The sequence below is a fragment of the Blastococcus saxobsidens genome (assembly GCF_002938435.1).
Lineage (GTDB): Bacteria > Actinomycetota > Actinomycetes > Mycobacteriales > Geodermatophilaceae > Blastococcus > Blastococcus saxobsidens.
Genome location: NZ_POQT01000001.1, coordinates 21,615 through 48,481 on the forward strand (window position 1 = coordinate 21,615; position 26,867 = coordinate 48,481).

Genomic DNA, 26,867 nt, shown 5'->3' on the forward strand with positions numbered 1-26,867 from the left:
GTGGTCGTCCCCGAGCCCATCGAGACTCCCGGAGACCTGTGCTCGCACTCCTGCTCCTCCACCTGGTGGCCGCCGTCCTGGCGCCGGTCCTCGTGCGGTGGTGGGGTCGGGACGCCTTCCTCGCGCTGGCGCTCGTGCCGGCGGCCTCGTTCGTCTGGGTCCTGACCCGGCTGACGGGCGTGACCGGGGGCGGTGAGGTCACCGAGACGGTGCCGTGGGTGCCGGCGCTGGACCTCGCCCTCACCCTGCGGCTGGATTCCCTGGCGCTCGTCTTCGCGCTGCTGGTCACCGGGGTCGGCGCGCTCGTCCTGCTGTACTGCGCGCGCTACTTCGAGCCCGACGACGAGGGGACCGGCCGGTTCGCCGGCTCCCTGACCGCGTTCGCCGGCTCCATGCTCGGCCTCGTCCTCGCCGACGACCTGCTGCTCCTCTACGTCTTCTGGGAGCTCACGACCGTCTTCTCGTTCCTGCTCATCGGCGGGGCGGGGACCAAGCTGACGGCCCGTCGCGCGGCCAGCCAGGCGCTGATCCTCACCACGGCCGGCGGGCTGGCGATGCTGATCGGGCTGATCATGCTGGGGGAGACCAGCGGCAGCTACCTGCTGTCGGAGGTCGTCGCCGATCCGGGCAGCGGCCCGCTGCTCGTCGCCGGCACGATGCTCGTCCTGGCCGGAGCGGTCACCAAGTCGGCGATGGTCCCGTTCCACTTCTGGCTCCCGGCCGCGATGGAGGCCCCCACCCCGGTCAGCGCCTACCTGCACGCCGCGGCCATGGTCAAGGCCGGCATCTACCTGGTGGCCCGGCTGGCCCCCGGGTTCGCCGAGGTGCCGGGCTGGCGCCCGGTGGTGCTGGGGCTGGGGCTGGCCACGATGCTGGCCGGCGGCTACCGGGCGCTGCGCCAGAACGACCTGAAGCTGCTCCTGGCGTTCGGCACGGTGAGCCAGCTGGGCTTCCTGATGGTCCTGGTCGGGGGCGGCACCCGGGAGCTGGCCGCCGCCGGGCTGGCGATGACGCTCGCGCACGGGCTGTTCAAGTCCACGCTGTTCCTCACCGTCGGCGTCGTCGACCACGCCACCGGCGTCCGCGACCTGCGCCGGCTCTCGGGGCTCGGTCGGCGGCTGCCGGTGCTGGCGGGGATCGGCACGCTCGCCGCGGCCTCCATGGCCGGCCTGCCCCCGCTGCTGGGTTTCGTGGGCAAGGAGGCGGCGTTCACCGCGCTGTGGGACGGCGGCCTGCCCGACCGCACCGCCGCCGTCGTCGTCCTCGTCGGGCTGGTGCTGGGCTCGGTGCTCACCGCCGGCTACACCGCGCGGTTCGTCTGGGGCGCCTTCGCGCGCAAGCCCGACCTGCCGGCGGACGAGCCCACCGAGCTCATCCACCCGCCCTCGGCCCTGTTCTTGGCCGCGCCGGGCGTGCTGGCGCTCACCGGCCTCCTCGCCGGGCCGTTCAGCCCGCTGCTGGAGCCGCTGGTCGCGGAGTACGCCGACACGATGCCCCTGGTGGCGGACGAGGCGGAGAAGCTGGCGCTCTGGCACGGCCTCCAGCCGGCCCTGCTGCTCTCGGCGGTCACCGTCGTCGGGGGTGCGCTGCTGTTCCTCGCGCGGGCCCCGGTCTTCGGGCTGCAGCGCCGGTTCGCCGTCGGCGCCTCGGCCGACGAGGGCTACTGGAACACCCTGCAGGCGCTGGACCGGCTCGCCGTGCTCGTCACGGGGACGACGCAGCGCGGCTCGCTGCCGGCCTACCTGGGCACGATCCTCGTCGTCGTGCTGGCCCTGCCCGGGGCGGTGCTGCTGTTCCGTGCGCCGTGGCCGGGGGAGTGGCGCGCCTGGGACACACCCGTGCAGGCCCTGGTCGGGGTCGTTGTGGTCGGCGCCGCGCTCCTCGCGCTGCGGATCCGGCAGCGGCTGTCCGCCGTCCTCGTCGTCGGCGTCACCGGGTACGGGCTCGCCGTGCTGTTCGCGCTCCAGGGCGCGCCCGACCTGGCGCTCACGCAGTTCCTGGTCGAGACGCTGACCCTGGTCGTCTTCGTGCTGGTGCTGCGCAAGCTGCCCAAGGACATCACCGAGCGGCACCGCCCGCGGGAGCGCGTCGGCCGCGGGGTCATCGCCGTCGCCGTCGGGGCGCTGATGGCCGGCGCCGGTGCCGTGGCGTTGACCGCCCGCACCGCGACGCCGGTGTCCGTGGCCCACCCGGACGCGGCCTACGACTTCGGCGGCGGGCAGAACGTGGTCAACGTGACCCTGGTCGACATCCGGGCCTGGGACACCCTCGGCGAGGTGGCGCTGCTCGTCGTCGCCGCCACCGGCGTCGCGAGCCTGGTGTTCCTCCGGCGGCGGACCGGCGCCGTCGACCGGCTGGACCCCGTGCAGCTGGCCCGGCAGGAGCGCAGTTCCCGGCGGGCCCCCCGCGGGAAGTGGCTGGCGGCCACGGCGGCCCTCGCGCCCGAGCGGCGCTCGGTGATCCTCGAGGTCATCACCAGGATCCTGTTCCACACGATCCTGGTGTTCGCGGTCTTCCTGCTCTTCAGCGGGCACAACGAGCCCGGGGGCGGGTTCGCCGGTGGCCTCGTCGCGGGCTTGGCGCTCGTGCTGCGCTACCTCGCCGGCGGACGCTACGAGCTCGGCGAGGCCGCGCCGGTCGACCCCGGCCTCCTGCTCGGGCTCGGCCTGCTGTTCGCCGGCGCGACCGGTGTCGTCGGGCTGACGCTCGGTGCGCAGGTGCTGCAGACGGCGATCCTGGAGACCACGCTGCCGGTGCTCGGCGACGTCAAGCTCGTCACCTCGCTGTTCTTCGACATCGGCGTCTTCCTGATCGTCGTCGGGCTGGTGCTGGACATCCTGCGCAGCCTCGGCGCTGAGCTGGACCGCGAGGCCGACGAGGACGACCCGATCGACGTCCAGCCCGGAGAGGTGATCCTCCGATGACCCCCACCGTCGTCCTGCCGGTGATCATCGGTGTCCTCTACGCGGCCGGGGTGTACCTGCTGCTGGACCGCAGCCTCACCCGCGTGCTGCTGGGCTTCCTGCTGCTCGGCAACGCGACCAACCTGCTGCTGCTGTCGGCCGGCGGGCCGTCGGGTCTTGCGCCGATCCTGGGGTACGCCGAGCCCGAGGAGATGAGCGACTCGCTGCCGCAGGCGCTGATCCTCACCGCCATCGTCATCACGTTCGGGATCGCGGCGTTCGTGCTCGCGATCATCTACCGGTCCTGGCGCCTGGTCCGCCAGGAGGTGATCGAGGTCGACGAGGAGGACCGCCGCATCGCCCGGCGGTCGGACACCGACGCCGACGACATCGACCCCGACGACCTTGCACCGGAGGACCGGCCCGCCATGCACGCGGACACCTTCGCGGCCGACAACGAGGTGGAGCGCAGCCTGGCCCGGCAGTACTCCGGCATCGCGTCCGACGACGTCGACCTGCCGCCGACCCAGCGGAGGAAGCGATGATCCGGGTGCTCACCCCGCTGCCGGTGCTGCTGCCGCTGCTCGGGGCGGCGGCGGCGCTGCTGGTCGGCGGCCGGCACCCGCGCATCCAGCGCACGCTGAGCGTCCTCGTGCTGAGCGCGGTGCTCACCGTGTCGGTCGTGCTGCTGGTGCTCGCCGACGCCGACGGCGCCGACGCGATCTCCGTCGGCGGGTGGCCGGTGCCGCTGGGCGTCGTCCTGGTGGTCGACCGGCTGTCGGCGCTGATGCTGGTGGTCGCCGCGACGGTGGCGCTGGGGGTCCTCGTCTTCGCGGTCGGCCAGGGTGCCGCCGACGGTGACGAGGAGACGCCGATCTCGATCTTCCACCCGACGTTCCTGGTACTGATCGCCGGCGTGGCCAACGCCTTCCTGGCCGGTGACCTGTTCAACCTCTACGTCGGCTTCGAGATCCTGCTGACCGCCAGCTACGTGCTCCTGACGCTGGGGGGCTCGGCAGCGCGCATCCGCGCCGGCATCACCTACATCATCGTGAGCCTGCTCAGCTCCATCCTCTTCCTCGCCGCGATCGGCCTGGTCTACGCGGCCACGGGCACGGTGAACATGGCCCAGCTGGCCGGGCGGCTCGCGGAGCTGCCCGAGGGGACGCAGCTGCTCCTGCAGTCGATGCTGCTGATCGCCTTCTCGATCAAGGCGGCGGTCTTCCCGCTGTCGGCCTGGCTGCCGGACAGCTATCCCACCGCCCCGGCGCCGGTCACCGCCGTGTTCGCCGGCCTGCTGACCAAGGTCGGCGTCTACGCGATCATCCGCACGCAGACGCTGCTGTTCCCCGGTGGCGCGCTGGACCAGGTCCTCATGTGGGCCGCGCTGGCCACGATGGTCGTGGGCATCCTGGGGGCGGTGGCGCAGACCGACATCCGCCGGATCCTGTCGTTCACGCTGGTCAGCCACATCGGCTACATGGTCTTCGGCATCTCGCTGGCGTCCACGGCGGGCCTGGCCGGGGCGATCTTCTACGTCGTCCACCACATCGCGATCCAGACGACGCTGTTCCTCGTCGCGGGGCTGGTCGAGCGCCAGGGCGGCTCCACGGGCGTGGACCGGCTCGGCGGCCTCGCGACGGCCTCCCCGCTGCTCGCGATCCTCTACTTCGTCCCGGCGATGAACCTGGCCGGCATCCCGCCGTTCTCCGGCTTCATCGGCAAGCTCGGCCTGCTGGAGGCGGGGATCGCCGACGGCGGCTGGCTGCCGCTGGTCCTCGTCGCCGGAGGTGCGGTGACGAGCCTCCTGACGCTGCTGGCGATCTCGCGGGTGTGGAGCCGTGCCTTCTGGCGCCCTCCGGCGCAGGCCCCGGAGGCCGACACGTTCGACGCCGCCGCGGCCGACGCCGGCCCCGACCTGGCCCCCGGTCCGTTGCCGGACCCGGCGGACGAGGAGCAGCCCGCGGACGAGAAGGAAGCTGCCGGTCGGGGTGCCGGTACCCGCGCCGAGGCGCGCCGCGCGGCCTGGGAACGGCACACCGCGGTGGCGACGGCGACCACGCCGGTCACCGACGGCCTCGGTGAGGACGACGGCCGCGAGCGGCCGCTGCGCCCGCTGCCGCGGGTGATGGTCGCCTCGACCGCCGCGATGGTGGTCGTGACCGTCGGTCTCACCCTGGTGGCCGGCCCCCTGTACGGCATCGCCGAGCGGGCCGCCGCGGACCTCCGGGACCGCACCCCCTACGTCTCGGCCGTCTTCGGCGGGGAGGAGGTGCCGTGAGCGACGAGTCCACCCCCGAGTCCGGTCACCGGGTCCGCCACCAGATCCCGCTGCTGGTCTGGCTGGTGCTGGTCTGGAACCTGCTGTGGGGCACGTGGTCGTGGGCGAACCTGCTCGGCGGCGTCGCCGTGGCGCTCGCGGTGACCTGGCTGCTCCCGCTGCCGCCGGTGGTCGGGGGCTCCCGGGTGCGCCCCCTGCCGACGTTGTTCTTCCTCGGCTACTTCCTGGTCGACCTGATCCGATCCGGTGCCCTGGTGGCCTGGCAGACGATCCGCCCGCGCGGCATCGACCGGAGCGCGATCATCACCGTGCAGCTGCGCACCGACTCCGATCTGCTGCTCACCGTCCTGACCGAGTCGCTGACGCTCGTGCCCGGGTCGATGGTGATCGACCTCGACCGCGAGCGGCGCACGCTCGCGCTGCACGTCCTGCACGTGCGCGACGACGCCGACGTCGAGGCGCAGCGGACCGCGGTGCTGGCCCAGGAGGAGCGGGTGGTGCGCGCGTTCGGCTCCCCGGAGGCGGTCGCGGCGCTCGGCGGGGCCGAGGCGGGGACGGGAAGGGATGCGCGGTGACCGTCGTCTACTGGATCGCCTACGGCCTGCTCGGGATCGGGGCGCTGCTGGCCCTCATCCGGCTGGGCATGGGTCCTTCGCTGCTGGACCGGGTCGTGGCGACCGACACGCTCCTGGTCATCATCGCCGCGGGGCTCGCCGTCCACGCAGGGCTGGAGCGGGACCCGACCGTCGTCCCGGTCCTGGTCGTGGTCTCGCTGCTCGCCTTCGTCGGATCGGTGTCGGTGGCCCGCTACGTCGGCGGCATGCTCATCTCGTCCGCCGACGACGGGTCGGACGTCGGACTGCCGGTGGCGGCCGAGGAGCAGTCGGCCCGGGCCACGGAGGAAAGCCGGTGAACGAGCTGGAGATGGCACGGGACGTCGTGGCCGTGGTCCTGCTGCTCCTGGGCGCGTTCCTGTGCCTCACCGCGGGGCTCGGGCTGCTGCGCTTCCCCGACGTGCTCACCCGGATGCACGCCGGGACCAAGCCGCAGGTGCTCGGCGTGCTGCTGGTCATGGTGGGCGCGGCCATCCGGCTGCAGGGGTGGTCGGCCACCTGGATGCTGCTGCTGGTCGCCGCGTTCCAGCTGCTCACCGCGCCGGTGAGCGCGCACATGATCAGCCGGGTGGCCTACCGCCGTCGGCACGTGCGTCGCGACCGGATGCTGGTCGACGAGCTGACCACCGGCGGCGCCGTGCGCGACCGCGTCTACCAGGGCGACGAGCCGGCGGACGCGCCTCCGGAGCAGCCCGGCACGGCCCTGGAGGAGAGCCGGCGGCGGGACGGGGCGCGCTGAGCTCGCGCGCCCCGTCCCGCCTGCGGATCAGCGCTGGGCGCGGTTGACCGCCGAGACGACGGCGCGCAGCGAGGCGGTGACGATGTTCGGGTCGATCCCGACGCCCCACAGCACCCGCTCGCCGACAGCGCACTCCACGTAGGCGGCGGCGCGCGCGTCGCCACCGGCGGACATCGCGTGCTCGGCGTAGTCGAGCACCCGCACGTCGACGTCGACGGTCGACAGGGCGTCGACGAACGCCGCGATGGGGCCGTTGCCGCGCCCCTCGACCGTGACCGGCACGCCGTCGTCGACCAGCTCGACGACCATCTCGTCGAGCTGGTCGCCGTGGGCGGTGTGCCGGTGGCCGGTCAGCGCGAAACGGCCCCAGGGTGCGTCGGGGTCGGGCAGGTACTCGCTGCTGAAGGCGGTCCACATCTGCTCGGCGGTGACCTCGCCGCCCTCGTCGTCGGTGTGCCGCTGGATGACCGCGCTGAACTCGATCTGCAGCCGGCGGGGCAGGTCGAGGTGGTTCTCGGTCTTCATGATGTAGGCGACGCCGCCCTTGCCGGACTGGCTGTTCACCCGGATGACGGCCTCGTAGCTGCGGCCGACGTCCTTGGGGTCGATCGGCAGGTACGGCACGGCCCAGGCCTGCTGCTCGACGGGGACACCCGCCTGCGCGGCGTCGGCCTCGAGGGCCTTGAAGCCCTTGTTGATCGCGTCCTGGTGGGAGCCGGAGAAGGCGGTGTAGACCAGGTCGCCGCCGTAGGGGTGCCGCTCGTGCACGCCGAGCTGGTTGCAGTACTCGACGGTGCGGCGGATCTCGTCGATGTCGGAGAAGTCGATCTCCGGGTCGATGCCCTGGCTGAACAGGTTCAGGCCGAGGGTGACGAGGTCGACGTTGCCGGTGCGCTCGCCGTTGCCGAACAGGCAGCCCTCGATGCGGTCGGCGCCGGCCCGGTAGCCCAGCTCGGCGGCGGCGACGGCGGTGCCGCGGTCGTTGTGCGGGTGCAGGCTCAGCACCACCGAGTCGCGCCGGGCCAGGTTGCGGTGCATCCACTCGATCTGGTCGGCGTAGACGGTCGGCTCGGCCATCTCGACGGTCGCCGGCAGGTTGAGGATCGTCGGCCGGTCGGGGGTGGGCTCCCAGACGTCGGTGACGGCGTTGCAGACCTCGACGGCGAAGTCGAGCTCGGTGCCGGTGAAGGACTCGGGGGAGTACTCGAACCGGATGTCGGTGTCGCCCATCTGCTCGGCGAGCTTGCGCACCACCTGGGCGCCGTGGACGGCGATGTCGACGATGCCGGCGCGGTCGGAGGCGAAGACGACCCGGCGCTGCAACGTGCTGGTGGAGTTGTAGAGGTGCACGATCGCCTGCTCGGCGCCGCGCAGGGACTCGAAGGTGCGCTCGATCAGCTCGTCACGGGCCTGGGTGAGCACCTGGATCGTGACGTCGTCGGGTACCAGGTCGCCCTCGATCAACTGCCGGACGAAGTCGTAGTCGGTCTGGCTCGCCGCGGGGAAGCCGACCTCGATCTCCTTGTAGCCCATCCGGACCAGCAGGTCGAACATCCGCCGCTTGCGGTCGGGCGTCATGGGGTCGATCAGCGCCTGGTTGCCGTCGCGGAGGTCGACGGCGCACCAGCGCGGGGCCTTCGTGGTGACCGTCTCCGGCCAGGTGCGGTCGGGCAGCGCGACCGGCGTGAAGGGCGCGTAGCGGTGGACCGGCATCCCCGACGGCTGCTGGGGATGGCGGGCGTGCGGGTGGGTGTCGCTCATGAGGAGGCTCCTGGTGCGGGCTGCCGTGCGCGGAGTGCGCACAGCTCCGGGGACGGTCAGCGGACGCCGGGGACGCCTGAACCCCGCGGCGAGGGAGCCGACCTAGGAGAGGGCCTCGCCGCGGCGGGTAAGCAGGAGGCTGCCGCGCACGTCGTCCACGGTAGCAGCGGCTCGGCCCACGTCGCAGCGACACGGGCGGTCGGCGGTGTGGAACGGCGGCGTGCCGCCGCAGTCCTCCGTGCATCCCCGCGGGCGCCTGCAGACGACATCCCGATGGCGCGCCCCCGGCAGCCGGCGGCTCTCTCGCGTTGCGCGCGAGGGGACGGCGCGCCAGAGTGTGACGCGCACCATACATGCGGGATGAGCGTCCAGAGGGGGGCGTCATGTCGGGCTCGCTGGGGCGGCGTTGTGCCGCGGAACTGGTCGGTACGGCACTGCTCGTGGTGTTCGGTCCGGGGTCGGTCGTGGCGGCTCTGACCGTCGGCGGCGGAGAGCTCGACTACGCGGGCCTCGGGATGATCGCGCTCTCCTTCGGGCTGGTGGTCGCGTTGGTCATCTACGCCTTCGGCAGCACGTCCGGGGCCCACATCAACCCGGCGGTGACCGTCGTCCTCGCCGTGACCCGTCGCTTCCCCTGGACCGACGTGGGCCCCTACGTGGTGGCCCAGCTCCTGGGCGCGCTGGTGGGCGCGCTCCTGCTCGTGGGTGCCTTCGGCACCGGAGCGGTCGACCTCGGGAACATCGGCGGCGTCGCGTTCGGTGACGGCGTGGGGTACGGGCAGGCGATCCTCGCCGAGGCGCTGGCCACCTTCCTCCTCATGCTCACGATCATGGCGCTGGCCGTCGACCGCCGGGCGCCGGGTGGGTGGGCCGGCTGGCTCATCGGCCTCTCCGTCACCGGCCTCGTCCTGGTCTTCGCGCCCCTCACCGGCGCCGCCGTCAACCCGGCCCGGGCCCTGGGTCCCAACGCCGTGGCCGCGATCTTCGGCGGCGACGTCGCCTGGACCCAGTTCCCCGCCTATGTCGTCGGCTCCCTGCTGGGGGCGCTGGCCGCCGCGGTGCTCTACGAGGTCCTGGCCCGCCCGGGCGCGGCCGAGCCCGAGGAGCCCGAGGTCCAGGGGACCCAGGGGGAGGTCACCGGCTCCCGCGGTTGACCCACAAGCAGACCAGCCGCACGACCTGGGACGGCCCGGCCGGAGGAGGTGAGTCGGACACCGCACCCGGCGGTGTGGTCAGAAGCGTTGCACGGCGCGGATCGGGCCCCGGGCCCGTCGCGCACCCAGTCTCATGGAGGGAAACGGACACATGGCAGGCAACAGAGGCGTCGCCTACATCGGGCCCGGCAAGGTCGAGGTGCAGGACATCCCCTATCCGAAGCTCGAGCTCCAGGACGGCCCCGGGGTGAACCCCGCGAACGTCGGGCGCAAGACCGAGCACGGGGTCATCCTCAAGGTGGTCACCAGCAACATCTGCGGTAGCGACCAGCACATGGTCCGCGGTCGGACGACGGCTCCGGAGAACCTCGTCCTCGGGCACGAGATCACCGGCGAGGTCATCGAGTGCGGTCGCGACGTGGAGTTCATCAAGGAGGGCGACCTCGTCTCGGTGCCGTTCAACATCGCCTGCGGGCGCTGCCGCAACTGCAAGGAGGGCAAGACCGGCATCTGCCTCAACGTGAACCCGGCGAGGCCGGGGGCCGCCTACGGGTACGTGGACATGGGCGGCTGGGTCGGCGGCCAGGCGGACTACGTGATGGTCCCGTACGCCGACTGGAACCTGCTCAGGTTCCCCGACCGGGACCAGGCGATGGAGAAGATCCGCGACCTCACCATGCTGTCGGACATCTTCCCGACCGGGTTCCACGGTTGTGTCACGGCCGGGGTGAAGCCCGGCTCCACGGTGTACATCGCCGGTGCCGGACCTGTCGGCATCGCCGCCGCCGTCGGCGCCCAGCTGCTCGGCGCCGCCGTCGTCATCGTCGCGGACCTGGTCGAGTCCCGGCTGGCGCAGGCCCGGAGCATCGGGTGCGAGACCGTCGACGTCTCCCGAGGTGATCCCAAGGACCAGATCGAGCAGATCCTCGGTGTCCCCGAGGTGGACTGCGCGGTCGACGCGGTCGGCTTCGAGGCGCGTGGGCACGGGGAAGGGTCGGCGACGGAGGCGCCGGCGACCGTGCTCAACTCGCTGATGGAGGTCACCGCGGCCGGCGGTGCGATCGGCATCCCGGGCCTGTACGTCACCGGGGACCCGGGTGGCATCGACGAGGCGGCGAAGATCGGGGCACTGTCACTGAGCCTGGGCACCGGCTGGGCCAAGTCGCTGTCCTTCACCACCGGCCAGTGCCCGGTGATGAGGTACAACCGCGGCCTGATGATGGCGATCCTGCACGACAGGGTGCAGATCGCGAAGGCGGTCAACGCGACGGTCGTCCCGTTGGACAAGGCTCCTGAGGGTTACGCGGACTTCGACAGCGGTGCAGCGAAGAAGTACGTCCTCGACCCGCACGGCATGGTCGCCTGAGCGCGGTGGGGCGGCGGGCCTAGGCCCGTCGCCCCGTCAGCGGGTCAGAACTGCCTTCTGAACCGCATCCCCAGCGGGCGCCCGTCGGGGTCCACCAGCAGCCGGTACACCGGCGTCGCCCAGAGGCGGGTCAGCCAGGACAGCTTCTCGGGGCGGTGCGGTCGCAGCCGGCCCGGTGGACGGGGGCCGCGCCGGCCGGCCTCGTGCCATTCGTCCAGTGCGGCCGCACGTGCCTCGAGGGATGCGACGAAGTGCTCGGGATCGAGCAGCAGGTCGTCCGCGCTCCCGTCCTGCGGCAGGTCCAGGTGCTCGCGGGCCAGCTCCAGGCGCAGGTCGCGGGCGAACGTGCGCGCGCAGTCGCCGGTGCCGGCCGGGTCCCGCGGCTCGCGGGGGTCACGGGTGGTGTCGACGACAGCGGTGGACAGCTCGCTGTCGTGCGTCCAGGAGCGGCGGTTGAAGTTGTCGCTGCCGATGCTGGCCCAGACGTCGTCGACCACGCAGACCTTGGAGTGCACGTAGACCGGCGTCCCCGCGCGGTTCTCCACGTCGAAGACGTGCACCCGGTCCTCGCCGCCGGCCCGGACGCAGAGATCGATGGCCTGGCGGCGGCCGACGTACTGGGGTGTCGCGTTGAAGGCCCCCTCCTGGTCGGGGATGCGCGGCACCACGACGACCAGGTGCAGCTCCGGGTTGGCGGTCAGCGCGTCGGCGAACAATTGGGCGACCTCGGCGGACCACAGGTACTGGTCCTCGAGGTAGATCAGCCGGCGGGCCTTCTTGACCGCCTTGCTGTACCCCCGGGCGATGGAGCGCTCGCCCTCCGGGGCGAAGTCGTAGCGCGGCCGGATCCTGGGGTAGGTCCGCAGCGTCTGCACCAGGTGCGGCCCGCAGGGTGGGGGTGGGGGGAGCTCCGGCGGCAACGGCGACGGATCGAGGCGGGCGCGGCGGAACCGGTCGACGACGTAGGCCACCGGATTGCCCTGGACCGGGCTCGTCGGGTCGTCCCACCGTTCCCGGAACGCGGTGTCGAGGACGGCGACGGCCGGCCCGCGGATCTCGGCCTGGACGTCGTGCCACGGAGGCGTCGGCCCGTAGGCCGACGCCATGTCCACCGCCTGCGGGTCACCGCGGTGGTCGGCGTCGTCGCGCCGGCTGTGGCACAGGTCGATGCCGCCGGCGAACGCGACGTCGCGTGAGGGGTCGGCGGGGCAGCGGATGAGGACGATCTTCTGGTGGTGGCTGCCCACGCGGCGCACGCGCTGGTCGAGGACCACCCGGCCCCCGTCCTCCTCGATCTCCCGGTCGAGGGCCCGGTTCTCCTCCTTGCTGTAGGACAGCGCGTCGGTGTGCGATCGCCACACCAGGCCGCGGATGTCCACGCCGCGGTGCGCCGCCGCGCTGAAGAGCTGGTCGACCGTGGGGCCGTCGGGACGCAACCGCTCGTCGGGATCACCGCGCCAGTCGGTGAACCAGACGCGGTCGCCCGGACCCAGCCGCTCCACCTCCTCGACCAGCCGCTCGAAGTAGGCGACCCCGTGGACCAGCGGCCGGACCAGGTTGCCTCCGGTCCAGGAGGGGATGGGGGTGCCGGGGTTGCCGCGCTCCTCCTCGGTCAGCAGCCAGTCGCTCTGGTCGTCCACCGGGTGATCTCATCCTGCGGGAACCGGAGGACGCAACCGCCGGTACCGCGCGCCACCTCGGTAGCCTCATGAGCCGTGGCCCTCGTCGTCCAGAAGTACGGCGGTTCCTCCGTCGCCTCGCCCACGCACATGTTGCGCGTCGCCGAGCGGATCGTCGCCGCCAAGAAGAACGGCGACGACGTCGTCGTCGTCGTCTCCGCCATGGGCGACACGACCGACGAGCTGCTCGACCAGGCCAGCCAGATCACCGCGGACCCGCCCGGTCGTGAGCTCGACATGCTGCTCACCGCCGGCGAGCGGATCTCCATGGCGCTGCTGGCCATCGCCATCTCCACCCATGGTTACGAGGCCCGCTCCTTCACCGGGTCGCAGGCCGGTGTCATCACCACCGGCAGCCACGGCAAGGCGCGGATCATCGACGTCACCCCCGGCCGGCTGCGCTCGGCGCTCGACGAGGGCTCGATCGTGATCGTCGCCGGGTTCCAGGGCGTCAGCCAGGACACCAAGGACATCACCACGCTCGGCCGCGGCGGCTCGGACACCACCGCCGTCGCCGTGGCGGCGGCGCTGGACGCCGACGTCTGCGAGATCTACACCGACGTCGACGGCGTCTTCACCGCCGACCCGCGCATCGTCCCGAACGCCAAGCGGCTCGAGACCATCACCTACGAGGAGATGCTCGAGCTCGCCGCCTCCGGGGCCAAGGTGCTCATGCTGCGCTGCGTCGAGTACGCCCGCCGCTACGGCATCCCCGTGCACGTCCGCAGCTCCTACTCACAGCTCTCCGGCACGATCGTGGCCGGCTCGATGGAGGACCTCCCGGTGGAACAGGCGATCATCACGGGCGTCGCGCACGACCGCTCCGAGGGCAAGATCACCGTCTTCGGCGTCCCGGACCGGCCCGGTGAGGCGGCGCAGCTGTTCCGCGTGCTCGCCGACGCCGAGGTCAACATCGACATGATCGTGCAGAACGTGTCGGCCGGGGCCAGCAAGCTCGCCGACATCTCCTTCACGCTGCCCAAGAGCGACGGCCCCACCGCCATCGCCGCCCTGGAGAAGGTCAAGCACACGGTCGGCTACGCGGACGTGGAGTTCGACCAGCACATCGGCAAGGTGTCGCTGGTGGGCGCGGGCATGCGCTCGCACCCCGGTGTGTCCGCCAAGTTCTTCGGCGCGCTTGCCGATGCGGGGGTCAACCTGGAACTGATCAGCACCTCGGAGATCCGCATCTCCGTGGTCTGCCGCGACACCGACGTCGACATCGCCGTCCGCGCGGTGCACGACGCCTTCGACCTGGGCACCGACGAGGCCCAGGCGGTCGTCTACGGAGGGACCGGACGATGAGCGCGGACATGCGCCCCCTGCACATCGGCATCGTCGGCGCGACCGGCCAGGTCGGCGCGGCCATGCGCTCGATCCTGGCCGAGCGCGACCTGCCGATCGCCTCGATCCGCTTCTTCGCCTCGGCACGCTCGGCCGGCACCACGCTGCCCTGGGGCGACGGCGAGATCACCGTCGAGGACGCCGCCACCGCCGACCCCACCGGGCTGGACGTGGCGCTGTTCTCCGCCGGCGCCACCACGTCCCGGGCGCAGGCCCCGCGGTACGCCGCGGCCGGCGTCGTCGTGATCGACAACAGCTCGGCCTTCCGGCGCGACCCGGAGATCCCGCTGGTCTGCAGCGAGGTCAACCCCCAGGACATCGCGCAGGCCGCGGGGCGGATCATCGCCAACCCGAACTGCACCACCATGGCCGCGATGCCGGTGCTCAAGCCGCTGCACGACGAGGCGGGTCTCGTCCGCATCGTCGCCAGCACCTACCAGGCGGTCTCGGGCTCGGGCATCGCCGGCGTGCAGGAGCTGCACGGCCAGGTCAAGGCCGTCGTCGACAAGGCCGACGAGCTGGCCTACGACGGGTCCGCGGTCCAGTTCCCCGCCCCGGCGAAGTACGTGGCGCCGATCGCGTTCAACGTGCTGCCGATGGCGGGCTCCGTCGTGGACGACGGTTCCTTCGAGACCGACGAGGAGCAGAAGCTCCGCAACGAGAGCCGCAAGATCCTCGGCATCCCCGACCTGCGGGTCTCGGGGACCTGCGTCCGGGTGCCGGTGTTCACCGGGCACTCGCTGTCGCTGAACGTCGAGTTCGAGCGGCCGCTGAGCGTCGAGCGGGCGACCGAGCTGCTGTCGACCGCGCCCGGCGTGGAGCTGTCCGACGTGCCCAACCCGCTGCAGGCCGCCGGTCGTGACCCCAGCTACGTCGGCCGGATCCGCCAGGACCCCGGCGTCGACGGCGGCCGTGGGCTCGCGCTGTTCGTCAGCAACGACAACCTGCGCAAGGGTGCCGCCCTCAACACCGTCCAGATCGCGGAGCTGATCGCCGCCTCCCGCTGAGGAGCGCGCACGGCGACCGTGGCCTCAGCTCCCGGCTGATGCCTGGTCGGACTCGCGCTGCTGAGCGGCGGCCTCCTCGTCGGAGGTGCGCTGCTGCGCGGCGGCCTCCTCGTCGGAGGTGCGCTGCTGCGCGGCGGCCTCCTCGTCCGAGGTGCGCTGCTGCGCGGCGGCCTCCTCGTCGGAGCTGCGCTGCTGCGCGGCGGCCTCCTCGTCGGAGCTGCGCTGCTGCTCGGCGGCCTCGGCAGAACGCTGACCCTCGCGCTGCGAACGCTCCGGCACCGACGAGTCGTCGGCGTCGTGCTCGGGCTCGGTGTCGCGCGGGGCCCCGGTCGTCCGGGTCGCCGGGCCGCCGCCGCTCTGCGTGGCTGATGGCGACGGAGGGGCCGACGAGCCGGCCTTCTCTGACGGCGAGGCCTCATCGGCCGTCTCCCGCTCGTCCTTCCGCGGAGCCACGTCGGGTGTGGGCCGCGGCAGCTCGAACGGCGTCAGTGCGCTGACCAGGTCGGCGACCACGGCCTGCACCGGCGCCGGGAGTGCCGCCGCCGTCCCGGCCACGACGACGGAGGCCGCGGCCGCGACCAGGCCGGCGCCGGTGCGTGCCGCCCAGCGCCGTCGCTGCCCGGCCGGACGCCGGAACGGCACCACGGTCGGCTCGAAGCCCCGGGCGAGCAGATCAGCGAGGGCCGCGCTCGGCGGTGGAGCCGGTCCGTCGGCCAGCGTCGCGATGAGGGCGACGGCCCGGTGCAGGTCCGGGTCGGCGGCCGCGCCGTCGAGGACGGTGCGTGCATTTCGGCCGGTCACGGGGTCACCGGTGCCAGGCCGAAGGAGAAGCCGTCGTGGATCTGCGCGCGCAGCGCCAGCAGGGCACGGCGCTGGAGCTGCTTGACGGCGCCTGCGCTGCGGCCCACGGCCGCGGCGGTCTGCTCGACGCTCAGGTCGGCGACCACCCGCAGGAGCAGGACGTCCCGCTGGTCCGCCGGCAGCTCGTCGAGCAGGGCGCGGATCTCGGCGGTGCGGATCCGGTCGACGGCCTCGTCCTCGGGAGAGGGCGCCGTCCGGTCGTCCTGCCAGTCCTCGTAGGAGACGGCGTTCCCTCGGCGGGACTGCCGGCGGAGGTCGTCGACGAGGCGCGCATGGGCCACGGAGAAGACGAGGGTGCGCAGACCTGCGGCGCCGCCGGTCACGGTGGCCAGCTTGGAGAACACGGTCAGGAACACCTCGCTCGTCAGGTCATCGGGCTCGCTCGCGCCCCGGGCACTCAGGTAGCCGTGCACTCGAGGGGCCAGCTGCTCGTACACCTCTCGCAGGGCTTCCGGCCGGCCGGCCTGGGCCGCCGCGAGGGCATCGTCGAGCCCCGCGGGATCGGTCGGTGGCATGCGAGTCCTATCGGCACGAGGGCGGGCGGACTGGAGGCCAGTCCGCCCGCCCTGTGGTGGTCAGCCGTTGTCGGAGATGCGCTGGGCCTCGGCGGACTCCTCGTCGGAGGTGCGCTGCTGCGCGGCGGCCTCCTCGTCGGAGGTGCGCTGCTGCTCGACGGCCTCCTCGTCGGAGGTGCGCTGGGCCTCGGCGGACTCCTCGTCGGAGGTGCGCTGCTGCGCGGCGGCCTCCTCGTCGGACTCGCGCTGAGCCTCGGCGGCCTCCTCGGCGGCCTCGCGGGCACCCTCCTCGGCCTCCTCGGCGGCCTCACGGGCCTCCTCCGCGGCCTCCTCCGCGGCTTCCTCCGCAGCCTCGAGCGCCTCCTGGGCCTCGTCCGCGGCCTTCTCCCGGGCCTCGTAGAGCCCGTCCGCGGCGCCGTCCGCGTCCGGTCCGGTGCTGTCGTCCTCGGTGACGTCGTCCGCGGAGAGCTCGGAGTCCAGCAGCGAGTCGACCTGGCTGTCGTCCTCGACCACCACGGCGGGCTCGTCGCCCGGCAGGATCTCGTCGAGGGGCACCACCCCGGTGGCGCCGGCGGTGCCGATTGCCGCGGCCGAGACGACCCCCGCGACGGCGACCTTGGCGGTCACGGTGGCGGCGCCGGCCTTGGCCAGCAGGAGGGGGAGGAGGTTCAGCATGGTGGTGCCTTCCGTTCGGTAGCCCCGATGCCCCTGAGGGGCCGGTTGCTTTGCTGACTGCCGTTGCCGGCAGGTCGCCCTTGTCGTGGGTTGACGTTGCTGTGATCGATCGGAGCCGCCGCAGGGTTACGCGCTACCGCCGGCCTCCCTCGATGGGGGGAGAGGCGAAAGCGCCCGGGGTCAGGGCCGCACGTGGCGCAGGGCGAAGTCCAGCGCGACCTCGACCTGCCGGATGGTCTCCTCGATGACCAGCGACCCGTGGCCGGCGTCGAACCGGTAGACCTCGTGCTCCTTGCCCAGCTCCTCGAGCCGGCCGAGGTAGTTGTCGATCTGCCGGATGGGGCAGCGCGGGTCGTTCGCGCCGGCCACCACGAGCACCGGCGCGGCGACGGCGTCGGCGTAGGTGATCGGGGAGGACCGCACGTACACGTCCCGCACCTCCGCCGGTGAGCCGCCGAACAGCGCCCGGTCGTAGGCCCGCAGCCCCTCCATCTCGTCCTCGTAGGCGGCCAGGTAGTCGGCCACCGGCACCTCGGCGATGCCGGCCGTCCAGCGCTCCGGCTGGGTGCCCAGTCCGAGCAGCGTGAGGAACCCGCCCCACGAACCGCCGGTCAGCAGCGTGCGCCGCGGGTCGACGACGCCCTCGGCGACCAGCGCATCGTGGACCGCGCCGATGTCCTCGAGCTCGGTGAGCCCCGGCCGGCCGGTGAGCGCGTCCCGCCAGGCCGACCCGTAGCCGGTCGAGCCGCGGTAGTTCACGTGCACCACCGCGTACCCGGCGTCCACGTAGGCCGCGCGGCGGGCGCGGTAGGAGTCGTCGTCGGCCGCCTCCGGGCCGCCGTGCACGAGGAACGCCGTGGCGAACGGTCCGGCCGGCCCACCCCGGCCGGCGGGCCGGACGAGCAGCGCGTGGATGTCCCCACCGGGGCCGGGCACCCAGCGGTCCTCCACCGGGTAGGCCGCCGGCGGGTCCTCGTCGGCGACGGACAGGACCACCGGCCCGTCCGCGCGGCGGATCACCGGCGGCAGCTCGGAGTTCGACCAGGCCAGCTCGACGGTGCCGTCGGGGCGCGCGGTGGCGCCCCGGACGACGCCCGGCGGCGTGTCCAGCTTCTCCAGCACACCGGTCGCGAGGTCGTAGCGGTACAGCTCCGTGCGGGCGGCGTGGTCGTGCCCGACCAGCAGCGCCGTGCCGTCGGGGTACCAGCCGGCCGTCACGTCACCGGGCAGGTCGAGGACGAGCTCGGTCTCGGTGCCGGCCTCGACGTCCCAGATCAGCAGCTCCTCCCGGCCGCGCCGCTCGTGGCCGACGAGGAGCCGGCGGTCACCGGGGAGCGGGGCGAACTCCAGCGCGTGCAGGCCGAGCCCCTCGCCGTCCCACTTCTCCGTGACGACCGCGGGGGAGTCCTCGGTGGTGCCGGCCGTGCGCAGCACGCGCAACGCGGGGTAGCGCGGATCGCCGTGCTCGGAGTGCGAGACGACCAGCAGCTCGTCGTCCCGGGTGAGGGCGTCGACGGACGCCGGGTCGGCGTGCCGGTAGATCACCCGGGGCGTCCCGCCGTGCGGCGCCAGCCACAGCTCGCTGCCGTCGTCGGTGCTCCGCCCGATCGCGACGAGCGAGCGGCCGACCTCCAGCCCCGCCGGGTAGGCCGCTCCCACCTCGGGGACGGCCACGGTGTCCTCGCCGCCGGGGAACGGCTGGGTCATCCAGACGCCGAACTCGTCGCCGTCGGTGTCGGCGAACCACCAGATGGTCCCGCCGTCCGGGCTGAGGGTGCTGATCAGCGTGCCGTTGGGTCGGTCGGTCACCGGCCGGTGCTCGTCGGTCGAGCGGTCCCAGGCGTACTGCTCGACGACGCCGCTGACGTCGGAGGAGTAGACGTTCCGGTGCGGCGCCTCCTCGGCCCAGTCCGGCAGCGACACCCGGGGTGCGCGGAACCGCGCCTGCCAGCGGGCGGTGACCGCGAGGGGGAGTGCGGGGACGGTGCTCGGGTCGCTCACCCGGTCATCTTCCCCCGCCCCCCGCGCCGGTCGCGGCGGCGCCCTCGACGCGGGGCCGGCGCTCGTCGACCCGGCGTCGTTCGGCGGCGGCGTCCCGCACGTCACCGATCAGCTGCTCGAGCACGTCCTCCAGCGCCACGATGCCGCGGATGCCGTCGCCGTCCCGGACCAGGCCGAGGTGGGCGCCGGCCTTGCGCATGGTGGCCAGCACCTCCGGCAGCGGGTCGCCGGCGCGCAGCTCCACGAACGGCAGGACGTCCCGGTCCGGCATGGGCTGGTCCCGGCGGTCGACCGGGACGTCGAGCACGTCCTTCACGTGCACGTAGCCGGCCGGCTCGTCGCCCTCGTCGCAGACCGGGTAACGGCTGAAGCCGTGCTCGGCCACGACGCCCTCCAGCTCCCGCGGGGTCGTGCGGCGGGGGACGGTGACCAGCCGGTCGAGCGGCAGGAGGACCGAGGAGAGGTCGGTGTGCTCGAAGGCGAGCGCGCCGGCGGCCAGCTCACCCATCCCGGCGCCGAGGTGCCCCTCCTGCTGCGACTGGGTGACCATCGAGCGGATCTCGCCGGCGTCGAAGCTGGCGGCCACCTCGTCGGTGGGCTGCACGCCGAACAGCCGCACGAACCCGTTGGCGATGGTGTTGAAGAACCAGATGAACGGCTTGAGCAGCCGAACCATCACCGCCAGCGGCGGGCCCAGCGCCAGCGCGGCCCTGTCGGGGCCGGCGATGGTGATGTTCTTGGGCACCATCTCGCCCAGGACGATGTGCAGCACGGTCACCAGGGAGAGCGCGATGACCAGCGAGATGGGGTGCAGCAGCGCGTCGGGCACCCCGGCGGCGTGCAGCGGCACCTCGATCAGGTGTGCCACCGCCGGTTCACCGACCATGCCCAGGCCCAGGGAGCACAGCGTGATGCCGAGCTGGGCCCCGGCCATCATCTGCGACACGTTGCGCATCGCCGCCAGGGTCTTCACCGCGCGCGGCTGCCCGGCCTCGGCCCGTGGCTCGATCTGGTCGACGCGTGCGGAGACCAGCGCGAACTCCGCGGCCACGAAGAAGGCGTTGCCCAGCAGCAGCGCCACCAGGACCAGCAGGCTGACCGCGGTCATGCGGGGACCTGCTCGCGGTCGGCCGTCACCGGCTCGACCGCGTCGTCGCCCACCGGGGCGGGCAGGCGGCGCGCCACGACACGAGCGACCCGTCGTCCCTGCACGGTCTCGACGGCGAGCTCGAACCCGTCGACGCGGACGACATCGCCCTCCTCGGGCAGTCGCTGCAGCTCGTCGGTGAGGAAGCCGGCGAGCGTCTCGTACCGCCCCTCGGGGACGGCGATGCCGGCGCGCTCCTGGACCTCGTCGGGGCGCAGCAGGCCGGAGAGCACCCACGTGTCGGCGTCCACCCGGCGCAGCGCGCGCAGCGGCTGGTCGGTCTCGTCGGCGATCTCGCCGACCAGCTCCTCCACGATGTCCTCCAGGGTCACCACACCGTGCGTCGCCCCCCACTCGTCGACGACGAGCGCCAGTTGCAGCCCCTGGTCCCGCAGCAGGTCCAGCAGCCGCTCGAGGTGCATCGAGGAGGGGACCGCCAGCACCGGGACCGCCAGCTCCCCGGCGGTCCGCGTGGCCCGCTCGGCCTCCGGGACGGCGACGGCGTGCTTGACGTGCACCACACCGGTCACCTCGTCCAGGTCGGAGCCGTAGACGGGGAAGCGGGAGTTGCCGGACTCGACCGCGGCGGCGATGACGTCGGCGGCGGTGGCGCTGGCCCGCAGGGTCCAGAGCTGGGTGCGGGGCGTCATGACGTCGGTGGCGTACTTCCCGCCGAGCTTCAGCGAGCGCTCCAGCAGCCGTGCGGCGACGGGCGAGAGGTCGCCGTCGGCCGCCGACCGGCGGGCGACGGCGGCCAGCCCCTCGGCGTCGCGGGCGGTGTCGAGCTCTTCCCGGGGCTCGAAACCCAGCCGCCGCACGATGGCGTTCGACACCCGTTGCAGGCTCCCGACCAGCGGGCCGGCGACGCGGGTGAAGCCGCGCATGCCCGGGGCGATGAAGCCCGCGACGGCCAGCGGGTTGGCGATGGCCAGGTTCTTCGGCCCGAGCTCGCCCAGCAGCATCTGCAGCGTCGTCGCCAGCGCGATGGCCGACGCGACCGACACCGCCGTCACCGACCCGCCGCTCAGGCCGACGGCCTCGAGCGGACCGCGCAGCAGCTGGCCGATCGCGGGCTCGGCGAGGTAGCCGACCAGCAGCGTGGTGATCGTGATGCCCAGCTGGGCGGCGGAGAGCTGGGTGGACAGCGTCTGCAGCGCACGGACGACGCTGCGCCCGCGCCGGTTCCCGCTGTCCGCCGCCTCCTCGGCCCGGCCGCGGTCGACGGTGGTCAGCGAGAACTCGGCGGCGACGAAGAACCCGGTGAAGGCCGTCAGCACGACGGCGGCGAGGAGGAGCACCCATTCGGTCATCGCGGGGGACGGTGCCCCCCTGGGGGCCGGTCCAACCGGTGGCGGTCGCGCGTGGCCGGCCGCCGGCCGGGGCCGCGCCACCGAGGACAGCGGACAAATGTCCGCTACGCGTGCGTCATCTGTCTCGTGCTCGCGCATACGCGGGATCACGTCGGGCGGCGGGGGCTTGACGGGGGTCACATGTGATCTGCACCCTATGCGGACCGTCGTCCGCACTACGGACATCTGACCACGAGTCCAGGAGCCCCCATGACCCAGTCCCGCACCCGGGCGCCCGAGCCGGAATCCGCACCGGCCGCCGGGCCGAGCACGACGGCGTCGACGACCGCCGTGATCATCGGCTTCACCGTGCTGTGCCTGTCGTACATGCTCAACGCCATGGACCGGCAGGTCTTCTACCCGCTCCTGCCGCAGATCCGGGAGGACTTCGGGTTCTCCCTGGACCAGACCGGCCTGCTCGCCACCGGGTTCACCCTGGGCATCGCGCTCACCGGCGTGCCCGCCGGCTACCTGCTGGACCGGCTGTCCCGGAAGTGGATCATCGTCGTCAGCGTGGTCGTCTACTCGCTGGGCACGGTCGCCATCCCGCTGTCCGCCGGGTTCGGCGACATGTCCGTCTACCGCCTCGTCTCGGGTATCGGCGAGGGCGTCCAGGCGACGGCGATCTACGCCGTCATCGGCGCCTTCTTCTTCCACCGTCGTGCGCTGGCGGCAGGCTTCATCGGCGTCGCGTTCGGTCTCGGGGTCTTCCTCGGGCCGATCGTCGGTCAGTCCCTGGCCACCGCCTCCGACACCTGGCGCACGCCGTTCTACGTGTTCGGCGCCGCCGGGCTGGTCATGGCGCTGATCCTCGCGGTGGCCGTCCCCCGCGCGATGAGCGAGGCCGTCGCCGGCCGCTCCGGCACCGCCGACACCGCCTCCTACGCGCACGTGCCCGCCAGCCCCTACAACCGCGGCACGCTGGGCCTGGGCATCGCCTCGGCCATTTCCGGCCTGGTCTTCTACGGCTTCCTGGGCCTCTACCCGACCTTCCTCCAGGAGCAGCTGGGCTTCCAGCCCCCGCAGGCCGCGCTCGCCGCGTCGCTCATCGGCTTCGGTGCCATGACGGCGCTGCCGGTCGGCTGGCTGGCCGACCGCTACGACCAGCGGATGCTGCTCGCGATCGGCTTCGTCGGGTCCTCCCTGACGGCGCTGCTGGCCTACCGGTTCGCCGAGGGCGCGGGTGCCCAGTACGTGCTGGCGTTCCTCATGGGCGCCTTCGCCAGCGGCTTCCTGTTCACCAACTGCACGACGGCGATGCAGCGGGCGGTGCGCCCCGAGCACGTGGGCCGCGGGGCCGGCCTGTTCATGCTCACCTACTACGTGGCCGCGGCCTTCTCCGGGCTGCTGTTCGCCCGCCTGGTCGGGAGCATGGGCTGGGACGGCGCCGGCCTGGTCCAGCTCACGCTGCTGCCCATCGTGGGCATCGCCGCGCTGTTCCTGGTCGACGCACGGCGGATGAACGTGCCGCCGCGGCTCGCCCGCACCTGATCCACCACCACCGGCACGGCGTCCCCCGGGCGCCGTGCCGGTGGGCGTTCCGGGGCCGGAACGACTCAGGGGCCGCCGAATCGGCGGCCCCTGAGCTGTTGTCGGGGTGACAGGATTTGAACCTGCGGCCTCGTCGTCCCGAACGACGCGCGCTACCAAGCTGCGCCACACCCCGAGGTGCGCAGGAGGAGTCTAGCGCTCCCCTTCCACCGGGTCGGCGCCGGGTCGGGGCTCCTTCCCCTGGGCCGCCCTTCCTCAGGCCGGGCGCGCCGTGAGGGTCAGCAGCGTCGCCTCCGGCGGGCAGGCGAAGCGCACCGGCGCGTACGGGCTGGTGCCCAGGCCGGCCGAGATGTGCAGCCACGTGCCGGCCGGGCGCGCCGGCCCCGGCGGGGCCCAGCGGTGCAGCCAGCGCACCCGGGCGCGGTCGATGCCGCAGTTGGTGACCAGCGCGCCGTAGAAGGGCACCCGCAGCTGCCCGCCGTGGGTGTGCCCGCACAGCAGCAGGTCGTGGCCGTCGGCGGCGAAGTGGTCGAGCACCCGCGGCTCGGGGGAGTGGGCCAGGCCGATGCGCAGGTCGGCGGAGCGGTCGGCCACGCCTGCCACCAGGTCGTACCGGTCCCGTTCGAGGTGCGAGTCGTCGACGCCGGCGAAGGAGATCCGCCGGCCGCCCACCTCCAGCTCGCCGCGGGCGTTGGTCAGGTCCAGCCAGCCGCGCTCGCGCATGCCGTCGCGCAGGTCGCGCCAGGGCAGCTCGTCGCCGTGCACCCGCTTGTGGTCGCGCTTGAAGTACTTGAGCGGGTTCTTCGGCCGCGGGGCGTAGTAGTCGTTGCTGGCCAGCACGAAGGCGCCGGGACGGTCCATCAGCGGGTCGAGGGCGCGCAGGGTCCCCGGCACGGCGTCGTGCCCGGCCAGGTTGTCGCCGGTGTTGATCACCAGGTCCGGCTCGAGCGCCGCGAGCCCGGCCACCCACTCCTGCTTCGAGCGCTGACCGGCGGTCATGTGCAGGTCGGAGATGTGCAGGACGGTCAGCGGCGCGGAGCCCGGGTCCAGCACCGGCAGCTCGAAGCGGCGCAGCGTCCAGCGCGTGCGCTCGTACAGGCTCGCGTAGGCGGTCACCGCCGCGCCCGAGGCGACGGCGGCGGTGGGGACGGCGGTGTACCAGCGCACCCGGAGAGCCTACGGGCGCGTGCCGGAAAGGTGTCGTGTCACGCTGGACCTCGTGTCCGACCTCAAGGAACAGCTGCGCGCCGACCTGACCACCGCCATGAAGGCCCGCGACGAGCTGCGCACCGCCACGCTGCGCATGGTGCTCGCCGCGGTCAGCGCCGAGGAGGTGTCGGGCAAGGAGGCCCGGGAGCTCTCCGACGACGAGGTGCAGGCCGTGCTCCGTCGGGAGGCGAAGAAGCGGCGCGAGGCCGCCGACGCGTTCGGCTCCGCGGGCAGGGCCGAGCAGGCCGCCCGCGAGCAGGCCGAGGGCGAGGTGCTGGCCGCCTATCTGCCGGCCCAGCTCGAGGACGCCGACCTGGCGGCCATCGTCGCCGACGTCATCACGCGGACCGGCGCCTCGGGCATGAAGGACATGGGCAAGGTCATGGGCGCGGCCAACGGCGTCGTCGCCGGGCGGGCCGAGGGCTCGCGGGTGGCCGCCGAGGTGCGTCGCCAGCTCGGCTGAGCTGCACCGGACCGGCGTCGCCGGCCGGCGACGCCGGTCCTTCAGGCCCCGGCCGGCCCAGCGGCCCCGGTGTCGGTCCCGTCCGGCCCTGTGGCGGTGGGCGGCTCGCCGCCCTCTTCACCCGCGGGCGGGACGATCGGTGTCTGGTCTGGCACCGGCTCAGGTGCCGGAGCCGGAGCCGGAGCCGGGGCGGGTGCGGGTGCCGGGGCAGGGGAGGGTGTCGGCCGCGGAGCGGGGCGGCCGCCGTTCAGCAGTTTCTGGTCGGCCGGCGGGAACGGGGAGGTCTCCTTGTCGGCCAGGAACGGCGCCATCGCGTTGCGCCAGATCGTCGCGGGCATGTTGCCGCCGAACCCGCCGACGTCTTGCTTCTCCTTGGGGTTGAACACCATCACGCTGGCCGCGTACTCGGGCATGTAGCCCACGAAGGCGACCGAGTCCCGGCCCTGCGACGTCCCGGTCTTGCCGGCGATCTCGCGACCGGGGATGGCGGCCCGGGTGCCGGTGCCCGCCGGGGTGGAGACGTCCCCCACCAGGATCTGGCTGAGCGTGTTGGCGATGGCCGGGGAGACGGCCTCCGTGCAGTTGTCCTCGATCACCAGGGGCTGCCCGTCCGCGCCGGTGGCCGGCGCCCCCGTCCGGTCGAGCACCTCGAGCACCGGGAGGGGGGTGCAGCGGGTGCCCTCGGCGCCGAGCGTGGCGTAGGCGTTCGCCAGGTCCAGCGGGCTGGTGGCCTCGGCGCCGAGCGTGAAGGAGCCGAAATTGCCCTCGACGATCTCGTCCGCCGAGTTCTGGGTGGGCTGGTCGTAGGTCATGCCCAGGCGCTCGGACATGCGGACCGGGCCCTCCACGCTGCCCAGCCGGTCCTCCAGCGCCAGGAAGTAGGTGTTCGACGAGCGGATGAGCGCGCCGACCATGTCCAGCGTGTCGGGGTAGTTGCCGACGTTCTCGACGCAGTACATGCCGCGCTCGTTGGTGCCGTTGCGGTCCTCGGCGCCGCAGGCGGGACCCCGGTACACCCGCGAGGTGTACCGGTTGCCGGGGGTGGTGATCGTGGTCCCGGCGCCGATGTCCGCCTCGAGCGCGGCCGCCGCGGTGAAGACCTTGTAGGTCGAGCCCGCGCCCTTGCTGGCCACGGTGTTGAGGACGACGGACTCGCAGTCGGGGTCGGAGCACCCGTACCGGCGGTTCACGCTCATCGCCAGCACGTGCCCGGTGCCCGGCTCGATGGCGGTGAACATACCGGCGAGGCGGTCGCCCATCGCGAGGGTGTCGAGGACCGCCTGGTCGCCGTGCGCCTGCAGGTCGGGGCGCAGCGTCGTCCGGATGGTGTAGCCGCCGCGCTCGAGCTCGGCCTGGGAGACCCCCAGCGTGCCGGTGACGTGCTGCAGCGCGAAGGCGCAGAAGAAGCCGCCGATCGTGGCGTCGATGCAGCCGTTCGGCGGGTTCAGCCCCGGCGCCACCTGCACCGGCTGGGCGGAGATCTCGGTGAACTCCTGCTCGGAGATGTGCTCGAGGTCGAACATCCGCTGCAGCACCTGGTTGCGGCGGATCTGCGCGTTCTCCGGGTTGTTGATCGGCTCGTCGTAGAACGGGCTCTGGACCAGCCCGGCGAGCATCGCGGCCTGCGGCAGCGTGAGGTCGGCCGCGTTCACGCTGAAATAGCGCTGGGCCGCGGCCTGGATGCCGTACGCGCCCTGGCCGAAGTAGACGAGGTTCAGATAGCGGGTGAGGATCTCGTCCTTCTCGTACCTCTCCTCCAGCGCCATCGCCAGGCGGGCCTCGCGCAGCTTGCGGGCCACGCCCGCGACGCCGTCCTGCTCGACCGCGGCGTCGCGCTCGGCCTGGGTGTCGGCCGTCTCCAGCAGCGTCTGCTTCACCAGCTGCTGGGTGATCGTGGAGCCGCCCTCGCGGACCTGGCCCGCCGCGAGGTTCGTCAGCAGCGCCCGCATCGTGCCCTGCACGTCCAGGCCGTTGTGGTCGTAGAAGCGGGAGTCCTCGATGTCGACGAGAGCCTGCTTCATGACGTCGGCGATCTGGTCGGAGGGGACCGGCGTCCGGTTCTGCTCGTAGATGTTGGTGATCAGCGAGCCGTCGGCCGCCAGCACCCGGGTGGCGCCGGCCGGCGACTCGTCGGTGAGCTCCACCGGAAGGGCGTCCAGCAGGGTCGCGGAGTTCCTGGCGATCAGCCCCGTGCCGCCGATCCAGGGCAGCATGAGGCCGGCCACGAGCGCGCCTGCGACGACGATGGTCGCGGCGAGCTTGGCGAGCAGACGGGTCCGGATGCGCGCGTTCTCCGACATCGCGGTCA

22 protein-coding genes, 1 tRNA gene and 1 riboswitch are annotated in these 26,867 nt (G+C 73.1%); of the genes, 12 read left to right on the top strand and 11 right to left on the bottom strand.

Going from position 1 to position 26,867, the window contains the following annotated elements:
* Positions 1–38 precede the first annotated feature (38 nt).
* Genes C5507_RS00110 through mnhG form a run of 6 tightly spaced genes read left to right on the top strand, consistent with a single transcriptional unit; the run spans position 39 to position 6,537 of the window.
* Positions 39–2,924 carry a Na+/H+ antiporter subunit A gene (locus tag C5507_RS00110; protein WP_104526519.1) on the top strand — a complete coding sequence of 962 codons (2,886 nt, stop codon included), beginning with the start codon at positions 39–41 and terminating at the stop codon, positions 2,922–2,924.
* Positions 2,921–3,448, top strand: a complete 528-nt coding sequence (locus C5507_RS00115; RefSeq protein ID WP_104526520.1) for a Na(+)/H(+) antiporter subunit C — start codon at positions 2,921–2,923, stop codon at positions 3,446–3,448. Before C5507_RS00110 ends, C5507_RS00115 begins: the two co-directional genes overlap by 4 nt.
* Complete coding sequence (locus C5507_RS00120; protein ID WP_207225901.1) at positions 3,445–5,184, top strand: Na+/H+ antiporter subunit D; 1,740 nt, start codon at positions 3,445–3,447, stop codon at positions 5,182–5,184. Before C5507_RS00115 ends, C5507_RS00120 begins: the two co-directional genes overlap by 4 nt.
* Positions 5,181–5,759: a Na+/H+ antiporter subunit E gene (locus tag C5507_RS00125; protein ID WP_104526521.1), complete on the top strand. Its 579-nt coding sequence runs from the start codon at positions 5,181–5,183 to the stop codon at positions 5,757–5,759. Before C5507_RS00120 ends, C5507_RS00125 begins: the two co-directional genes overlap by 4 nt.
* On the top strand, positions 5,756–6,097 hold the full coding sequence (locus tag C5507_RS00130) for a monovalent cation/H+ antiporter complex subunit F (protein WP_104526522.1): 342 nt from the start codon (positions 5,756–5,758) through the stop codon (positions 6,095–6,097). The genes C5507_RS00125 and C5507_RS00130 overlap by 4 nt, the downstream gene beginning before the upstream one ends.
* Positions 6,094–6,537 (top strand): monovalent cation/H(+) antiporter subunit G, encoded by a 444-nt coding sequence (mnhG, locus tag C5507_RS00135; protein WP_104526523.1) that lies wholly within the window; start codon positions 6,094–6,096, stop codon positions 6,535–6,537. The genes C5507_RS00130 and mnhG overlap by 4 nt, the downstream gene beginning before the upstream one ends.
* Before the next feature lie 27 nt (positions 6,538–6,564).
* Here the strand turns inward: mnhG and leuA are convergent, their stop codons facing one another.
* Positions 6,565–8,298: a 2-isopropylmalate synthase gene (gene leuA / locus C5507_RS00140; RefSeq protein WP_104526524.1), complete on the bottom strand. Its 1,734-nt coding sequence runs from the start codon at positions 8,296–8,298 to the stop codon at positions 6,565–6,567.
* Between the two features lie 383 nt (positions 8,299–8,681).
* Here leuA and C5507_RS00145 point away from each other — a divergent pair, with 383 nt between their 5' ends.
* Both C5507_RS00145 and fdhA read left to right on the top strand, forming a co-directional pair.
* A complete protein-coding gene (locus C5507_RS00145) occupies positions 8,682–9,452 on the top strand; it encodes an MIP/aquaporin family protein (RefSeq protein ID WP_104526525.1) in 771 nt (256 codons plus the stop codon).
* A 151-nt stretch (positions 9,453–9,603) separates the two neighbouring features.
* Complete coding sequence (gene fdhA, locus C5507_RS00150; protein WP_104526526.1) at positions 9,604–10,818, top strand: formaldehyde dehydrogenase, glutathione-independent; 1,215 nt, start codon at positions 9,604–9,606, stop codon at positions 10,816–10,818.
* A gap of 44 nt (positions 10,819–10,862) precedes the next feature.
* Here the strand turns inward: fdhA and C5507_RS00155 are convergent, their stop codons facing one another.
* The gene (locus tag C5507_RS00155) at positions 10,863–12,458 is read right to left on the bottom strand and encodes a phospholipase D family protein (RefSeq protein ID WP_104526527.1); all 1,596 of its coding nucleotides are present in this window, start codon (positions 12,456–12,458) and stop codon (positions 10,863–10,865) included.
* Between the two features lie 75 nt (positions 12,459–12,533).
* On the opposite strand from C5507_RS00155, the gene C5507_RS00160 reads away from it, so the two are divergent.
* Together C5507_RS00160 and C5507_RS00165 are read left to right on the top strand one after the other, a co-directional pair.
* Complete coding sequence (locus C5507_RS00160; protein WP_104526528.1) at positions 12,534–13,802, top strand: aspartate kinase; 1,269 nt, start codon at positions 12,534–12,536, stop codon at positions 13,800–13,802.
* Positions 13,799–14,848 (top strand): aspartate-semialdehyde dehydrogenase, encoded by a 1,050-nt coding sequence (locus C5507_RS00165; protein WP_211295498.1) that lies wholly within the window; start codon positions 13,799–13,801, stop codon positions 14,846–14,848. Before C5507_RS00160 ends, C5507_RS00165 begins: the two co-directional genes overlap by 4 nt.
* A gap of 24 nt (positions 14,849–14,872) precedes the next feature.
* Here C5507_RS00165 and C5507_RS00170 read toward each other — a convergent pair whose 3' ends face one another.
* The 6 genes from C5507_RS00170 to C5507_RS00195 form a co-directional block, all read right to left on the bottom strand.
* Entirely contained in the window at positions 14,873–15,649 is a 777-nt protein-coding gene (locus C5507_RS00170) for a hypothetical protein (RefSeq protein WP_104526529.1), read from the bottom strand.
* Positions 15,646–16,224, bottom strand: a complete 579-nt coding sequence (locus C5507_RS00175; protein ID WP_104526530.1) for an RNA polymerase sigma factor — start codon at positions 16,222–16,224, stop codon at positions 15,646–15,648. The genes C5507_RS00170 and C5507_RS00175 overlap by 4 nt, the downstream gene beginning before the upstream one ends.
* A gap of 60 nt (positions 16,225–16,284) precedes the next feature.
* Positions 16,285–16,899: a hypothetical protein gene (locus C5507_RS00180; protein ID WP_104526531.1), complete on the bottom strand. Its 615-nt coding sequence runs from the start codon at positions 16,897–16,899 to the stop codon at positions 16,285–16,287.
* Positions 16,900–16,913: 14 nt separating this feature from the next.
* Positions 16,914–16,988: riboswitch (cyclic di-GMP riboswitch) on the bottom strand.
* 91 nt (positions 16,989–17,079) lie between these two features.
* Positions 17,080–18,900: a S9 family peptidase gene (locus C5507_RS00185; protein ID WP_104526709.1), complete on the bottom strand. Its 1,821-nt coding sequence runs from the start codon at positions 18,898–18,900 to the stop codon at positions 17,080–17,082.
* A gap of 4 nt (positions 18,901–18,904) precedes the next feature.
* Complete coding sequence (locus C5507_RS00190; RefSeq protein WP_104526532.1) at positions 18,905–20,008, bottom strand: hemolysin family protein; 1,104 nt, start codon at positions 20,006–20,008, stop codon at positions 18,905–18,907.
* The gene (locus tag C5507_RS00195; protein ID WP_104526533.1) at positions 20,005–21,357 is read right to left on the bottom strand and encodes a hemolysin family protein; all 1,353 of its coding nucleotides are present in this window, start codon (positions 21,355–21,357) and stop codon (positions 20,005–20,007) included. Before C5507_RS00195 ends, C5507_RS00190 begins: the two co-directional genes overlap by 4 nt.
* Before the next feature lie 249 nt (positions 21,358–21,606).
* On the opposite strand from C5507_RS00195, the gene C5507_RS00200 reads away from it, so the two are divergent.
* Positions 21,607–22,887 carry an MFS transporter gene (locus C5507_RS00200; protein WP_104526534.1) on the top strand — a complete coding sequence of 427 codons (1,281 nt, stop codon included), beginning with the start codon at positions 21,607–21,609 and terminating at the stop codon, positions 22,885–22,887.
* A gap of 101 nt (positions 22,888–22,988) precedes the next feature.
* On the opposite strand, the gene C5507_RS00205 is transcribed toward C5507_RS00200, so the two are convergent.
* A tRNA-Pro gene (locus C5507_RS00205) sits at positions 22,989–23,062 on the bottom strand.
* A gap of 80 nt (positions 23,063–23,142) precedes the next feature.
* A complete protein-coding gene (locus tag C5507_RS00210; RefSeq protein ID WP_104526535.1) occupies positions 23,143–24,054 on the bottom strand; it encodes a metallophosphoesterase in 912 nt (303 codons plus the stop codon).
* A 52-nt stretch (positions 24,055–24,106) separates the two neighbouring features.
* Here C5507_RS00210 and C5507_RS00215 point away from each other — a divergent pair, with 52 nt between their 5' ends.
* Positions 24,107–24,559, top strand: a complete 453-nt coding sequence (locus tag C5507_RS00215) for a GatB/YqeY domain-containing protein (RefSeq protein WP_104526536.1) — start codon at positions 24,107–24,109, stop codon at positions 24,557–24,559.
* 41 nt (positions 24,560–24,600) lie between these two features.
* On the opposite strand, the gene C5507_RS00220 is transcribed toward C5507_RS00215, so the two are convergent.
* Positions 24,601–26,859, bottom strand: a complete 2,259-nt coding sequence (locus C5507_RS00220) for a transglycosylase domain-containing protein (protein ID WP_104526537.1) — start codon at positions 26,857–26,859, stop codon at positions 24,601–24,603.
* Positions 26,860–26,867 lie beyond the last annotated feature (8 nt).